Source organism: Vogesella mureinivorans (genome assembly GCF_007644035.1).
Lineage (GTDB): Bacteria > Pseudomonadota > Gammaproteobacteria > Burkholderiales > Chromobacteriaceae > Vogesella > Vogesella mureinivorans.
The window spans coordinates 227,306-240,754 of sequence record NZ_VMTV02000134.1; the positions used below are offsets into that span (position 1 = coordinate 227,306).

The 13,449-nt window shown below is 61.6% G+C and carries 15 protein-coding genes; 8 read left to right on the top strand and 7 right to left on the bottom strand.

Going from position 1 to position 13,449, the window contains the following annotated elements; translation table 11 throughout:
• Positions 1 to 96 precede the first annotated feature (96 nt).
• Positions 97 to 1,704, bottom strand: coding sequence for a response regulator (locus FLQ44_RS04255; protein ID WP_147693212.1), 1,608 nt, complete (start codon positions 1,702 to 1,704; stop codon positions 97 to 99).
• A gap of 172 nt (positions 1,705 to 1,876) precedes the next feature.
• On the opposite strand from FLQ44_RS04255, the gene FLQ44_RS04260 reads away from it, so the two are divergent.
• Positions 1,877 to 2,158, top strand: coding sequence for a hypothetical protein (locus tag FLQ44_RS04260; RefSeq protein WP_147693213.1), 282 nt, complete (start codon positions 1,877 to 1,879; stop codon positions 2,156 to 2,158).
• A gap of 29 nt (positions 2,159 to 2,187) precedes the next feature.
• On the opposite strand, the gene FLQ44_RS04265 is transcribed toward FLQ44_RS04260, so the two are convergent.
• From FLQ44_RS04265 to FLQ44_RS04275, 3 genes are all read right to left on the bottom strand, one after another.
• Positions 2,188 to 2,622: a hypothetical protein gene (locus tag FLQ44_RS04265; protein WP_147693214.1), complete on the bottom strand. Its 435-nt coding sequence runs from the start codon at positions 2,620 to 2,622 to the stop codon at positions 2,188 to 2,190.
• Between the two features lie 62 nt (positions 2,623 to 2,684).
• Complete coding sequence (locus FLQ44_RS04270) at positions 2,685 to 3,002, bottom strand: hypothetical protein (protein WP_147693215.1); 318 nt, start codon at positions 3,000 to 3,002, stop codon at positions 2,685 to 2,687.
• Between the two features lie 155 nt (positions 3,003 to 3,157).
• Complete coding sequence (locus FLQ44_RS04275; protein WP_147693216.1) at positions 3,158 to 3,859, bottom strand: hypothetical protein; 702 nt, start codon at positions 3,857 to 3,859, stop codon at positions 3,158 to 3,160.
• A gap of 217 nt (positions 3,860 to 4,076) precedes the next feature.
• Here FLQ44_RS04275 and ompR point away from each other — a divergent pair, with 217 nt between their 5' ends.
• Together ompR and FLQ44_RS04285 are read left to right on the top strand one after the other, a co-directional pair.
• The gene (gene ompR, locus FLQ44_RS04280) at positions 4,077 to 4,808 is read left to right on the top strand and encodes an osmolarity response regulator transcription factor OmpR (RefSeq protein WP_147693217.1); all 732 of its coding nucleotides are present in this window, start codon (positions 4,077 to 4,079) and stop codon (positions 4,806 to 4,808) included.
• A complete protein-coding gene (locus tag FLQ44_RS04285; protein ID WP_147693218.1) occupies positions 4,805 to 6,103 on the top strand; it encodes an ATP-binding protein in 1,299 nt (432 codons plus the stop codon). Before ompR ends, FLQ44_RS04285 begins: the two co-directional genes overlap by 4 nt.
• A gap of 12 nt (positions 6,104 to 6,115) precedes the next feature.
• On the opposite strand, the gene FLQ44_RS04290 is transcribed toward FLQ44_RS04285, so the two are convergent.
• The 3 genes from FLQ44_RS04290 to yihA form a co-directional block, all read right to left on the bottom strand.
• A complete protein-coding gene (locus FLQ44_RS04290) occupies positions 6,116 to 6,904 on the bottom strand; it encodes a hypothetical protein (RefSeq protein ID WP_147693219.1) in 789 nt (262 codons plus the stop codon).
• A gap of 42 nt (positions 6,905 to 6,946) precedes the next feature.
• Complete coding sequence (locus tag FLQ44_RS04295) at positions 6,947 to 7,825, bottom strand: bifunctional transcriptional activator/DNA repair enzyme AdaA (RefSeq protein WP_206208651.1); 879 nt, start codon at positions 7,823 to 7,825, stop codon at positions 6,947 to 6,949.
• Positions 7,826 to 8,007: 182 nt separating this feature from the next.
• Positions 8,008 to 8,649, bottom strand: coding sequence for a ribosome biogenesis GTP-binding protein YihA/YsxC (yihA, locus tag FLQ44_RS04300; RefSeq protein ID WP_147693221.1), 642 nt, complete (start codon positions 8,647 to 8,649; stop codon positions 8,008 to 8,010).
• A 91-nt stretch (positions 8,650 to 8,740) separates the two neighbouring features.
• On the opposite strand from yihA, the gene FLQ44_RS04305 reads away from it, so the two are divergent.
• The 5 genes from FLQ44_RS04305 (at position 8,741) to FLQ44_RS04325 (ending at position 13,425) form a co-directional block, all read left to right on the top strand.
• Positions 8,741 to 9,361 carry a c-type cytochrome gene (locus FLQ44_RS04305; RefSeq protein ID WP_147693222.1) on the top strand — a complete coding sequence of 207 codons (621 nt, stop codon included), beginning with the start codon at positions 8,741 to 8,743 and terminating at the stop codon, positions 9,359 to 9,361.
• Between the two features lie 69 nt (positions 9,362 to 9,430).
• A complete protein-coding gene (locus tag FLQ44_RS04310) occupies positions 9,431 to 11,452 on the top strand; it encodes a cytochrome c biogenesis protein ResB (protein WP_147693223.1) in 2,022 nt (673 codons plus the stop codon).
• Positions 11,452 to 12,585: a c-type cytochrome biogenesis protein CcsB gene (ccsB, locus tag FLQ44_RS04315; protein WP_147693317.1), complete on the top strand. Its 1,134-nt coding sequence runs from the start codon at positions 11,452 to 11,454 to the stop codon at positions 12,583 to 12,585. The genes FLQ44_RS04310 and ccsB overlap by 1 nt, the downstream gene beginning before the upstream one ends.
• A gap of 171 nt (positions 12,586 to 12,756) precedes the next feature.
• Complete coding sequence (locus FLQ44_RS04320; RefSeq protein ID WP_206208652.1) at positions 12,757 to 13,119, top strand: hypothetical protein; 363 nt, start codon at positions 12,757 to 12,759, stop codon at positions 13,117 to 13,119.
• A gap of 81 nt (positions 13,120 to 13,200) precedes the next feature.
• Positions 13,201 to 13,425 carry an HP1242/YdcH family protein gene (locus tag FLQ44_RS04325; RefSeq protein WP_147693224.1) on the top strand — a complete coding sequence of 75 codons (225 nt, stop codon included), beginning with the start codon at positions 13,201 to 13,203 and terminating at the stop codon, positions 13,423 to 13,425.
• Positions 13,426 to 13,449 lie beyond the last annotated feature (24 nt).

Genomic DNA, 13,449 nt, shown 5'->3' on the forward strand with positions numbered 1-13,449 from the left:
TATTATAGAAATGCCGCAGGCGGGCGAGGTGATGGTGGTACGTATTGCGCTGTACTGCTGGCCGGCGCCAAGCCCTGAGCCTGGCGGCCTTGCACCTTAGTCCGGCAAGATTTCCTGCTGGTTGGCTGCGTGGCGCAGCTTTTGCAGCGTAGCCACCAGGCCGTGTACCCGCTCGTGTTCTGCCGGTAGCCAGCCCAGCAGCTCTTGCGCCAGCCCGATACTGTTCTCGTCGGCCAGCTGCAGTAGCAGTGCACAGGCGTTCATGCCCAGGCGGTCATTGAGCGTGACGCTGGCGCTGTCGTACAGCAGCTTGGCGGCAGCGTCCTTTTTCTTGTCTTTGGTCAGCGATACGGCTTCGTCGTTGGTGTTTTGCAGAAAACCGTATGCATCATGTACCGCACGGATCAGGCCGATACTTTTTTTGGCCATGGCGGTGAGCTGTTCGACATCCTGGTGGGTACGCACCAAGCGTAGCGCCAGCTGTTTTACCCAGTCGTAACCTTTATAACCGTCAATGTCATCAGGCAGGCGTGCTACGGCTTCCAGAAAGCGCACGCCGCTACGCCAGCTAAGCTGCTTTTGTAGCAGCAGCGCTGCGGCTTGTTTGAGCGATTCCTGGGCATCCATCCAGGATTTGCGGCCCAGCAGGGTCATGGCGCGGCAAACGTGCAGCAGGAACACATTGTGTTCGCCCTTCAGCATGCCACTAAGCTCGTTGGCGACCTGGTCCATCTTTTCGGCATTGCCGGCTTCGCTGTGCGCTTGCAGCAGGTCGATCAGCACGTCGGGGCCAAAGGCGCTGTTGTTACGGCCGATACGCACGGCTTTTTCCAGATACAGCGCGGCTTTGGCCGGGTCGCCCGCGTTCAGGGCGCTTTCACCGGTAAGGCACAGGCGGCGAAAGTTGCGCGGCGATAGCGCCACGGCTTTTTCCAGTACTTCAAGCGATTCGGCAAACTGGCCGCAGCGCGCCAGGTTGTGCGCCAGGGTGTCGTAGGCGTCGGTATAGTGGGGGGCTTCGCGGATGATCTCGTTCAGCAGCTCGCTGCTCTCTTCTACTTTGTCCTGTGCCTTGAAAATGCGTGCCAGCCCCATTTTGGCCCAAGGGATGACGCGCAGGTCCAGTATGTCTGAGTAACACTTGCTGGCTTCCTGATAATGCTCCAGCGCCAGGTGGGTTTCCGCCAGCAGGCGCAGGACATCCAGCTTTTGTATGGGGTTGGCGGCTTTGCCGACCAGCTCATCCATGGTGGCAATAGCCAGGTCTTCGCGGCCATTCATCAGGTGCAGGTGTGCCGGTTTCAGAAAGCGCTTGCGGGTAAAGGCGGACTGCATGCGGTCGAACAGGGCCTGGCTGGAAAATGGCTTGAGGATGTAATCATCCGGGGCCACTTCGGCAGCGGCGACCACGCGTTCGTAGCTGCGTTCGCCGGTAATCATGATCCATACCGAGGTCAGCGGGTAGCTGCCGGTACTGCGCAGCTGTTCCAGCATTTCCTGCCCGTTCATGCCCTCGCCCAGGTTGTAGTCGCACAGCACAACATCGAAACTACGCTTTTGCAGGCGCATCAGGCCGTCTGCAGCGTTGGCTGCCGTTTCTGACCGGGTGACGCCTACGTTGCTGAGCATGGCGCGCAGCGACTGGCGCACGGTAAGCGAGTCGTCAATGATCAGTACGGAGGTGGTGTCGCTGAATACGTTCACGCCAGGGTTCTCTTGTCGTCGTTGTTATCGGGAGCAGGCTGTGCGCTGGAGGCTATCAATATAATCCAGCTTGCTTGAAAATCCGAATATAGAAACGGCATGTCATGTTGAAAGTGGCAAAAATGAGTGCAATAAGCTTAGATAAGAAAACCACCCTAAGCGGAGCGTAGCCATGCAATACGAAGAGGTAGTGTCCCAACATTTTCTGACCCTGCGGCGTACGCCGTTTCCGCATGTGCTGATCGAGCAGGCATTGCTGGAAATGGGCGGCAGCGGCCCCGAGGGCATGAGTTACCGCAAGAAAGTGCTGGCGGCAGCAGGTTGGCCGCACGATGGCCTGGTGCCGTTTGCCAAGTACCCGGACCAGGCGGCCGCAGCGTTCAATCGCATCCGGCAGGCCTTGGCGTCAGCGCCCGATACGGAGGGCTTGCTGGTGTTGCTGCAGGCTAAATAGCGTTTGCACGCTGGCCGGCCCTGATGGCTCTAGCGCAGCGCGGAGCCATCGTCCTGGCGCTTGCGCATTTCCAGGTGCAGGCATTGCCTACGCTGGCTGCCAAACAGTGCGCCGCATTGCTGTAAGGCGGCCTGGCGGGCTTGGCAGTGGCTATTGGCTTGGCTAGCCGGGCAAGCAGGCGGGGTGAGCTGCCTGGCCACGCACTGGCGGCGTGCCGCCCCGGCCATGTCCCGGCAGGCCTGCTGTGCGGCGGCGAGCTGTTCGCAGCCGGCGCGGTCGCGTTCGCGCCGGCACAGGGCGGGCGGGGTGAACTGCTGCAGGCAGGCGGGCAGGTTGGCCGCAGTTTGATCCTGGCAGCTAGCCAGCCCGGCTTGCTGGTACTGGCAGGCGGGTAGGGGGCTATCCGGGGTGCAGTGTGCTGCCTGGCCCGCCCAGCTGGTGTGGCTGGCAAGCAGCCCTAGCACTAACAGGCCATACCTCAGGCTATTCATAAGCGTCCCTTTGGCCTGCCAAGGCGGGCGGTAACTTAGCTGTCCGGCCCGCTATCCGGCGGTGGTGCGTTAAGGCGGTCCTGCTTTTTGCGCCAGCGATGCCAGGCTTTGGGTGGTGCCTCTGCCGCCGGCATGCTGGCCTGTCTCTCTGATGGCAGGTGCAGGCGTATCGCGTCGTGACGGCGGTAGAACTGGCGCAGGCGGCGGGCTTCTTCTTCGCTGATTTCGCCCCGCACCACGGCTTCGCGCAGGCGTAGCTCGCGCAGGCGCAGTACATCCGCCCGTTCCAGCGGCGGGGTGTGGATACCCGGCGGTGGCGGGCTGGCGTGGGCGGCGTTGCCTATGCCTAACATAATCCAGCATAGCAACATCGATAGCAGCGGCTTCATATTCTGATTCTATCCTGCGCCGTTTCGTGGCGCCATGGCAGGCCAGTGCCGCGGTGGCTAACGGCATAAAGCCTGCCGGGCAGGGCCGGGCAGGCGGGGGGATGCAGGGTCAGGCAGGTTTAGCGGCGATGGCCATGGTCATGATCGCCGCCCCACGGGGCCAGCTCGTCCGGCCAGCTGGTGCGCGCCGGGCTGCGGTCCTGGTTGTTGATCAGGGTTTTGGTCAGCGCCTGCAGCGGGGCCATGTCCGGGCGCTGTTTGTTCTGGCGGGCGCTGTCCATCAGCTTGTTGCGCTCCTGTTTGAGCGTGGCCAGCTCCTGATCGGTGAGTGCGCCGGAAATCACGGCATCGCGGAACTGCTTCATGTCTTCGCGCGGCATGCCATGCGGGCCCTGGTGTTTGTCGTGCCCGGCTTTACCGTCACGCATACCTTTGTGCATGCCATCGTGCATGCCGCCTTTCATGTGCATCTGCGCCAGCTCGGGCGGGAGTTTGTCGCGCTTCTGGGTGCGGTCGGCATTGTCGATCAGTGCCTTGGTTTTGTCTTGCAGGGCCTGATGCAGCTTCTTGGCCTGTTCGCGGTCGGCGCTGCTGAAGCTACCGTCGTCGCGCAGTTTCTTGATGGCAGCCACGGTGGTGTCGCGCTCTTTTTTCAGCGTGGCCAGCTCGGCGTCGGTCAGTGCGCCGGACAGCACGGCTTCGTGAAAGGCTTTACGGTCGGCGCGCGGCATTTTGTCACCATGGCCAAAGGCCAGGGCAGAGGCCGACAGCGCGGCCAGCAGGGAGAGCACCAGCGCAGTGGGGACGAAACGTGTTTTCATTGCAAACTCCTTATGCCATGTGGCCTTGGTTGATGGTGTCACTTTAGCGCCGGGGTTTTGCCCGAGTATGTGCCGCAGGGTGCGGAGTGTTAACGGGTGTTAAGGTTGGCCGCAGGCTTAATCTCTGTTCACACCGGGGCTGACGCTGTGCCAGCCACGCGGTAGGCTTGCAGCATTGACAGGCAGGCAGCCCGGCCTGCACTGAGATTGGGTGTTTATGGAAAACCGCAAAATACTGGTAGTAGACGACGATGCGCGCCTGCGCGAGCTGCTGCAGCGCTACCTGACACAGCAAGGCTACGCGGTAGAAAGCTTGCCCGATGCGCGCGAGCTGGATCGCAAGCTGGCGCGTAACCGCCCGGACTTGCTGGTGCTGGATGTCATGATGCCGGGCGAGGACGGCCTGGCCGTGGTACGCCGCCTGCGGGCGCAGGGCGAGCCGATACCGGTGGTGATGCTGACGGCGCGTGGCGAAGATATCGACCGTATCCTGGGCCTGGAAATGGGCGCCGACGACTACCTGGCCAAGCCGTTCAACCCGCGCGAGCTGCTGGCGCGCATTAATGCCGTGTTGCGGCGCTACGAGCACACCCCGGCGGTTACCGCCAGCCACGAGGAAGCCGAAGCACTGCACTTTGGCCCCTGCACACTGAACCCCTCTCGGCGCGAGCTGCTGCGTGACGGCCAGCCGGTGACGCTGACCACTGCCGAATACGCGGTGCTGTTGGCGCTGGCCACCCACCCGCGGCGGCCGCTTACCCGCGAGCAGCTGATGACGCTGGCCATGGGCAAAGGCGGTGGTGAATCGCAAGACCGCAGCATTGATGTACACGTATCGCGCCTGCGCAAAGCCATAGAAGACGCCGACGGCCCGCCACGCTACCTGCAAACGGTCTGGGGCTACGGCTATGTATTTGTACCCGATGGCCGTGACAAGGACGCACGATGACCTTGCCCGTGTTGCGCGGCACGTTGTTTATCCGCCTGGCCGCCCTGGTGGTGATGGCGGTGCTGGCCAGCCAGGTGTTTACCCTGTGGCTGGGTGTAAAGCAGAAAAACACCCTGCTGGCGGACCAGCTGTACGCCCAGGTGGTGGACACGCTGGCCGATTACGAGGGCGCGCTGGCGCGCTTGCCCGCGGCGCAACGCGCCCCTTTCCTGCTGACCAACAACCATGCCGGCCTGCCGCGCCTGCTACCGCTCAGTGCGGCAGAGCAAGTGCATTCCAGGGTGCCGCCGATGGGGCACGACCTGGCCGGCCAGCTATCCGATGCGCTGGGCGAGCCGGTGCATGTGCAGTTCAGCCGCGGCGAGCGGCGGGAGCTGTGGCTGCGTGTGCCGGTGCTGGACAGCCATTATTGGCTGGTGATGCCGCTGACGCGCTTCTTGCCGCCCTCTTTGCGGCCAACCTTGCAAGCTGCCGGCCTGGTGGCGCTGCTGTCTTTGCTGGCGGCTTTTGCCCTGGCCTGGCGTACCACCCGGCCGCTGTCGCAGCTGGTGGCAGCCACCCGTGAGCTGGAAGCCGGGCGCACACCGCCACCGGTGGTGCCCAGCGGCCCGCGCGAGGTGCGCCTGCTGATCGAGCGTTTTAACGGCATGGCGCAGGCACTGGACAAGGCCGCCAGTGAGCGCCGCCTGATGCTGGCGGGGCTATCGCACGATCTGCGCACGCCGCTGACCCGCTTGAAGCTGGCGGTGGAGATGCTGTCGCCCGATGAAGATAGCGCCGGGATGTTGTCTGATATCGACGAGTTGTCGCACATTGTCAGCCAGTTTATCGATTTTGCCCGCAGCGAAGAGACCCGCCCGATGCAGGAGGTGGCGCTGGGTGGCGTGATCGACAGCGTGCTGTCACGCTTTGCCCGCGATGGTATGGCGGTGCACTGGCAGCGCTGCGATGCCAGCCTGCAGGGCGATGCCTTAAGCCTGCAGCGCCTGCTGTCCAACCTGCTGGAAAATGCGCGCCGTTATGGCCAGCCACCCTTTACCGTGAGCCTGCAGCCGGGGGCGGGTGAGCTGGTGCTGCGGGTACACGATAGCGGGGAGGGTATTGCGCCAGCTTTGCAGCAGGCGGCGCTGGCACCGTTTGAAAGGTTGGCTGCACACCGGGGTACCGATGGCGGCAGCGGGCTGGGGCTGGCCATTGTGCAGCGCATTGTGCAGCAGCATGGCGGGCGTTTGCAGTTTGCCCACCCGCTGGGCGGGGGCTTCGAGGTGGCGGTCTGGCTGCCTGCCGCCGCCTAGGCTCGCCGATGCTCAGGGGGAGAGCGGTGCCCGTGTGGCCGGGCAGTCGCTGGCTTGCACCACGCTAAAGCGGCCTTCCAGCCCCGGGCGCATATGCCAGACAGGCAAGCCGTGGCGCTGTAGCAAGCTGGCGTACTGGCCGCTTTGCCATTGCTGCAGTAGCTGCTGGCGTAGCTGCTGCGCCAGCAGCAGGCCGCTATCGTTTGGCCGAAAGCTCAGTGCCGGCCATACCTCGCCCACGGCTTTGCTGGAGTCGTAGTTAAAATGGCTACTGCTGCCTTGCGCGCGCATGGCGTCTTCGCTGAGTGCCAGAAAGCTGAAGAAGTAGTTGGCGCGCCGCGCGCGCAGCATGTCCAGTGCTTTGTCTATGCTGCTGACCTCTTCCCAGCGCAGCCTGGGGTTGTGCTGGATAAACGCGTGGTTAAAACCCCGCACGACCAGCACGCGCTCGCCGGCGGGGGGGAGGTTGCCCGGGCCGGGTACCTTGTCACCCTGGCGCGTGATGAATACTTCGTAGTCGCGCACGCCCAGCGTCAGAAAGTGGCTGTCGTGGCGGCGGCACAGCAGGTCGGCGGCAAACAGCTCGCCTTCGCCGCCGCGGTAGTAGCGCTCTACGGCGCGGGCCGGGGGCAGCAGGCGCAGGGTGATGGCTTGTTGCTGCAGCTGCAAGCGCCCCAGCAGCTCGGGTATCCAGCCGTGGCCATTCCAGGCAAAGCCGGGCATGTCCAGTACCACGGCAGTTACGGCCTGGGCGGGCGGGTGCAGGGCGGCAAGTAGCAGGGCAGTGAGCAAGTGGTGCATGGCAGTCTCCCAGAGGGAGCTACCAGTGTAGGCGGCTTAGAGTTATTGCTCGACACTTCTATAATTGTCCGTGCCAGCTTGCTGTGCAGCCTCCCAGCCTAATAGCGACAGTTTGCAGTTTTCCCCCCAGCGGTAGCCGCCCAGTGCCCCGCTGGCGCGAATAACGCGGTGGCAGGGGATAAGCCAGGCGATCGGGTTGGCCCCTACGGCGCTGCCCACGGCGCGTGCTGTGCCGGGTTTGCCTAGCGCCTGTGCCAGCTGGCCATAGCTGCACAGGCTGCCATACGGGATGGCCAGCAGCGCGCGCCAGACCTGCAGCTGGAAATTGCTACCGTGTACATGCAGCCTCAGTGGCTGGCTGTCGTGTAGGTGCAGCGGCTGAAAGAGCTGCGCTACCAGCGCCTGGTGGCTGCCTGGCTGGTGTTGCAGCTGCGCCTGCGGCCAACGTTGCTGCAGCAGCATGTGTGCGGATGCAGGATCCGGCAGGGGCAGGAAATGCAGCAGGCACAGCCCGCGTGGTGTACTGGCGGCCAGCAGCGGGCCAAAGCGGCTGGGCTCGATGCTCCAGTGCAGCTGCAAGCTGGCGCCGCCGGCGCGCCACTCGCCGGGGGTCATGGCTTCCAGCGTGACAAACAGGTCGTGCAGGCGGCTGCTGCCGGACAGGCCCAGCTGGTGGGCTAGCGGCAGCAGTGCGGTACCTTGCTGCAAGCCTGCTTTGGCTGCCTCCAGCGTGATTTGCTGCAAAAAGCGTTTGGGGCTGATGCCGGCCCATTGCGTAAACAGGCGCTGCAGGTGGTATTCGGACAGGTTTAGCGTGCCGGCCAGCTGTGCCAGCGTGGGCTGGCTATGGGCATGCTGTATCAGATAGCGGATTGCCTGGGTGATGCGGTCTTCATCGCGGGGTGGGTGTGCACTGTGCATGCCGGCCTCCTGGGTCATGCTGGCAGTGTAGGGAGCCTGTGCCGCGCGGGCGACCCGATTCTTGCCATGTTGGCCGCAGGCAAGAAAAAACCCCGGTTCGCAAACCGGGGCCAATGCCTTGGCAGGCTCCCGCTCAGGGAGGTGAAGCGGGAAGGAGCGTGGCTCCTGTTTGCTTTGACGCCTTAGTCGGGGAAAGTTTCATCGATATCGTCAAATTGTTCTTCTTGCGGCATCGGGCAGGCGGCAAACCAGCCTTCCACAATGCCTGCTACTTCTTCGGTACCGGTCTTTTTGGAGCTGGAAAACAGCTGCAGGGTGATATTGGGGTAGTCAGCCAGCTGTTTCTTGACCGAGGACAGAACCTTCTGTTGTTCCTGGCGCGACAATTTGTCGGCTTTGGACAACAGAATGTGTACCGGGCGCTGGGTGACGGTAAAGAACTCGATCATCTTCCAGTCCAGCTCCTTGAGCGGGTGGCGCGAGTCCATGATCAGCAGCAGGCCCACGATGCTGTCGCGGGTTTGCAGGTACTGGCCCAGCAGAGCTACCCAGTGTACGCGGATGGCTTCGGGCACTTCGGCGTAGCCGTAGCCGGGCAAATCCACCAGGAAACGCTCCTGGCCCAGGTCGAAAAAGTTGATGTGCTGCGTGCGGCCAGGGGTTTTGGAAACGTAGGCCAGGCGGGTACGATTGCACAGGGTATTGATAGCGCTGGACTTGCCGGCGTTAGAGCGGCCAACAAAGGCCACCTCGCAACGCGTGGGTGGCAAATCCTTGAGGTGGTTTACGGTTGTGAAAAACCGTGCATTCTGAAAGATCGACATAGTAGTAAGGGCAAAGTCAATTGATATAGAATAGCAGGTTTGAAATTGCCACCTTTACAGATATTTACGCTATCTCTCATTAGGAGCGACCATGAAACGTAACATGCTGTTGGCTATCGCTGCTGCTACCTTTGCAGCCAGTGCTATGGCCTCCACCCCGGCAGCGCCTGCCAAAGGCGACCCGGTCAAGGGCAAAGCCATCGCTGACCAGGTATGTGCTGCCTGTCACGGTGCGGACGGCAACAGCGTGGCTTCTGCCAACCCGACGCTGGCCGGCCAGCACGCCAAATATATCGAAAGCCAGCTGAAGGCTTTCAAATCCGGCGAGCGCAAGAACCCGATCATGATGGGGATGGCTGCACCGCTGACCCCGGCTGACATGGCCAACGTGGCTGCATATTTCAGCAGCCAGAAAGTCAAACCGCGCGAAGCGGCAGACAAGAGCCAGATGCCACTGGGCAAGAAAATCTACACCGCAGGCAACCCGGCCACCAAAGTACCGGCCTGTATGGCTTGCCACGGCCCGGCAGGTAAAGGCTTCCCGGATCAGTACCCGGCAGTAGGCAGCCAGCACGCGGCGTATATCGCCAAGCAGCTGGCCGACTTCAAAGCCGGTACCGACCGCAAGAATGCGGTCATGCACGATATCGCCATGCGTCTGACCGACGCCGAAGTGAAGGCGGTATCCGAATACATGTCCGGTCTCCGTTAAGCGCAACTTTTTCGCGCAGATACGTTCCAAAGGGGGCTTTGCGCCCCCTTTGTCGCGTTTGAAACCAAAATGAACAGCCAAAAAAAACCTGCGTCACCCGGCTATCGCCTGTACGAGCTGCTCAGCTCCATGCGGTTTGCCATTGGTCTGCTGACCATTCTCTCCATCGCATCGGTCATCGGTACCGTACTCAAGCAGAACGAGCCCTACCCTAACTATGCCTTCGAGTTTGGCCAGTTCTGGTTCAAGGCATTCGAGTACCTGGGCTTGTACGACGTTTACCATTCGGCCTGGTTTCTCACCATTCTGGCCTTTCTGGTGACCTCTACCACGCTGTGCATCGTGCGTAATGGCCCGGTGTTCCTGCGCGACATGAAGGGCTTCCGCGAAAAAGCCGCCGAAGGCTCGCTCAAGGCCATGAAACACAGCCGCGAGTTGGCCGTGTCGCTGGATGAAGCCCAGGCCGTGGCGCTGATCCAGCAACGGGGCATGCGTTACAAACGCAGCCAGCGCGACGATGGCAGCATTGTGTTGGCCGCCAAAAAGGGTAGCGGCAGCAAGCTGGGCTATTTCTTTGCCCACATCGCCATGGTGGTGATCTGTATCGGCGGCCTGATGGATGGCAACCTGCCGCTGAAAATCGGCGAGCTTACCGGCAGCATCGTGCCGGAAACCCGCGAGCTGCCACAGGGGCAGATACCGGCACAAAGCCGGCTGGGGGCCAATAACCTGTCCTTCCGTGGCAGCGTGACCGTGGTGGAAAACAAAAGCGCCGACGTGATTTTCATGAACAGCGGCAAGGGCTACCTGGTACAGGAGCTGCCCTTTATCGTGACGCTGAAGAAGTTCCATGTGGACTACTACAGCAACGGCATGCCCAAGCTGTTTGCCAGCGATATTGTGGTTACCGACAAGGCCAGCGGCAAGGAAACCCCGGCCACCGTGAAGGTGAACCACCCCATGATCGTGGATGGCGTGGCCATCTATCAGGCCAGCTTTGGCGATGGCGGCTCGCCGCTGGAGCTGAAAGCCTGGAACCTGGCCCAACCGCAAAGCGCTGCCAGCGAGATAAAAGGCGTGTCGCTGAACAGCCAGCCACTGCGTGTGAATGGCCAGGACTACCAGCTGGAGTTTGGCGACCTGCGCGTGTTCAACATCGAAAACATGGGCAAGCGCGAGGCAGACGGCAAAACCCTGCAGCAGCGCATGCACGACGTGCGCGAAGTGAAGCAGGACACCAAAAACCTGAAAAACGTCGGCCCGTCCATTACCTACAAGCTGCGTGACAGCCACGGCCAGGCGCGCGAATTCCATCATTACATGGCACCGATGGAGCAAGAAGGCGCGCTGTACCAGATTGCCGGTGTGCGCAGCGAAGTGGCGCAGCCCTTCCAGTACCTGCGTATTCCGCTGGATGACGAGCTGAAAATCGATAGCTTCATGCGCCTGCAGGCCGCGCTGAAAAACCCGGTGCTGTACGACGAGATTGCCCGCCGTACCACCGCCAAGGCCATGCAGGGCGCGGCGATCAGCCCGGCCATGGAAAAGCAGTTTGGCGATAGCGTGAAGTGGATTTTGGCGCGCTTTGGCGAGGGCGGTTTTGTGGCGCTGGAGAAATTCCTGGACGCCAAGGTACCCGCCGACAAGCGCCAGGCGATTGCGCAGACCTATATCAAGATCCTGCAGGGCGCGGTGATCGACGTGATGGCGGTCGCGCAGGAAAAAGCCGGCCTGAAACCGTGGCCGCAGGACGAAAAGCACTACCGCTTCCTGCTGGATAGCCTGGTGACGGTCAGCGCCTTCAACGATTACAAGGCACCGCTTTATCTGGAGCTGCAGGGCTTTGATCAGGTACAGTCGTCCGGCCTGCAAATGACGCGCTCGCCGGGCAAAAACCTGGTGTACCTGGGTTCGCTGATGCTGGTCATCGGCATCATCCTGATGTTCTATGTGCGCGAAGTACGGCTGTGGCTGGTGCTGCGTGCCGGTAGCGTGCGTGTGGCCATGAGCTCGAACCGCCACAACCGCGACCTGGACGAAGATTTCGATAAAATTGTGGGTGCCCTGAGCCCGCGAGCAGGAGAGGTATGATGGAGCTGCTAATGCAACAACCGTTCTATAAGCGACTGAACCTGGCCGACTGGCTGTTTGCCCTGTTCATTGCCGTGGTCACCGGCTACACCTTCAGCCTGTACGGCAGCAGGATGGACATCTACGAAGACCTGATCCTGCTGGGTAGCGGTGCGGGTATCGTGGCGCTGGGCTGGTTCTGGGGCAGCTGGCGCTGGTTCTTCCCGCTGGCCGGTGCCATGTCGCTGCTGGCCATCGAGCTGTACGACCACAACCTGGCCCGTGCCGGCGAGAGCTTTGGCCTGAAATACCTGCTTTCCAGCCAGTCGTCCTTCATGTGGATGTGCACGCTGTTCTTCCTGGCTACCGCCATTTACTGGGCAGGTCTGCTGTCGCGCTCTGACATGCTGAACCGTATCGGTAGCGGCCTTACCTGGGCGGCCTCTGCCTTTGCGCTGGCCGGCCTGTTTACCCGCTGGTACGAAAGCTACCTGATTGCGCCGGACGTTGGCCGCATCCCGGTGTCCAACCTGTACGAAGTGTTCATCCTGTTCTGTCTGATTACCGCGCTGATGTACCTGTACTACGAGGCCAAGTTTGCTGCGCGCCAGCTGGGTGCCTTCGTGCTGCTGGTGATCTCGGCGGCGGTAGGCTTCATCCTGTGGTACACCTTCGACCGCCAGGCGCACACCATCCAGCCGCTGATTCCGGCGCTGCAATCGTGGTGGATGAAGATTCACGTGCCGGCCAACTTTGTCGGCTACGGCGCGTTTGCCCTGTCGGCCATGCTGGGCGTGGCGCAGCTGCTGTCGCGCCGAGGCATCCTGACCGACAAGCTGCCCAAGGCCGAAGTGATCGATGAAATGATGTACAAGGCCATTTCGGTGGGCTTCCTGTTCTTCACCATCGCCACCATCCTGGGCGCGATGTGGGCGGCGGATGCCTGGGGCGGCTACTGGAGCTGGGACCCGAAAGAAACCTGGGCGCTGATCGTGTGGCTGAACTACGCCGCCTGGCTGCACGTGCGGCTGGTAAAAGGCTGGCGTGGCGAGCCGCTGGCGTGGTGGGCGGTGATCGGCTTGCTGGTCACTACCTTTGCCTTTATCGGCGTGAACATGTTCCTGTCCGGCCTGCATTCCTACGGCTCGCTGTAAGCTGGCCAGCACAAACAAAAACCGGGGCGATGCTCCGGTTTTTGTTTGTGCGGTCGCCTATGGTATATCTAGCGCATCCCGCTCCTATCGTATGCCACCATGCCGACACCGACCCCTCTACCGCCCAGCGATATCCGGCGCGACCCGTCAATACAGCACTTGCTTGGCCGCATGCCGCAGGACATTGCCGATACGTTTACCGAGGCGCAGCTGGCCAGCCTCAGGCTAGCCCTGGGCGCGCGTAGCTGGGGCCGCCATGCGGTAGATGTGCGCGGTACGGTTGTGTTCTGGCGCTGGCGCTACTACTACGTATTCCTGTTAGGTAGAAACCGGCGCGAGTTGACCCGGCGGGAAAAGCAGCTGTCCCTGCTGCTGCAAGCGGTGTTTTTGTCTGCTCTTACTGTCTACCCTGCTAGGCTTGCTGGTGCTGTATCTGGTGAAGTCGGCGCTGGGAATCGACCTGTTCCCGGGTTTTTCGCTGGGCATCTGGAGCTGGTTCAAACAGCAATTTTAGGTGCGGGGTTTGTGTGCTAGATCAAATGGCTTTCCCCATGATGGGCATAGCATGGTTCTGACGCCGCGCCGCTAGCGCGCTACCCCACCAAGGAGAAAGCCATGTTCCCGGAATTTCGTGATCTGATCAGCAAGCTGAAAACCGAAGACGCCCACTTTACCCGCCTGTTCGACAAGCACAATGAGCTGGACCAGCACATCAAGAATGTCGAAAACCGCATCGAGTCCGGCTCGGCGGTAGATATCGAAAACCTGAAAAAAGAAAAGCTGAAGCTCAAAGACGAGCTGTATGTGATCTTGAAAGCCAAAGCCGCCGAAGTGCTGTAAGCCCCGGCCACAAAAAAGCCCGCA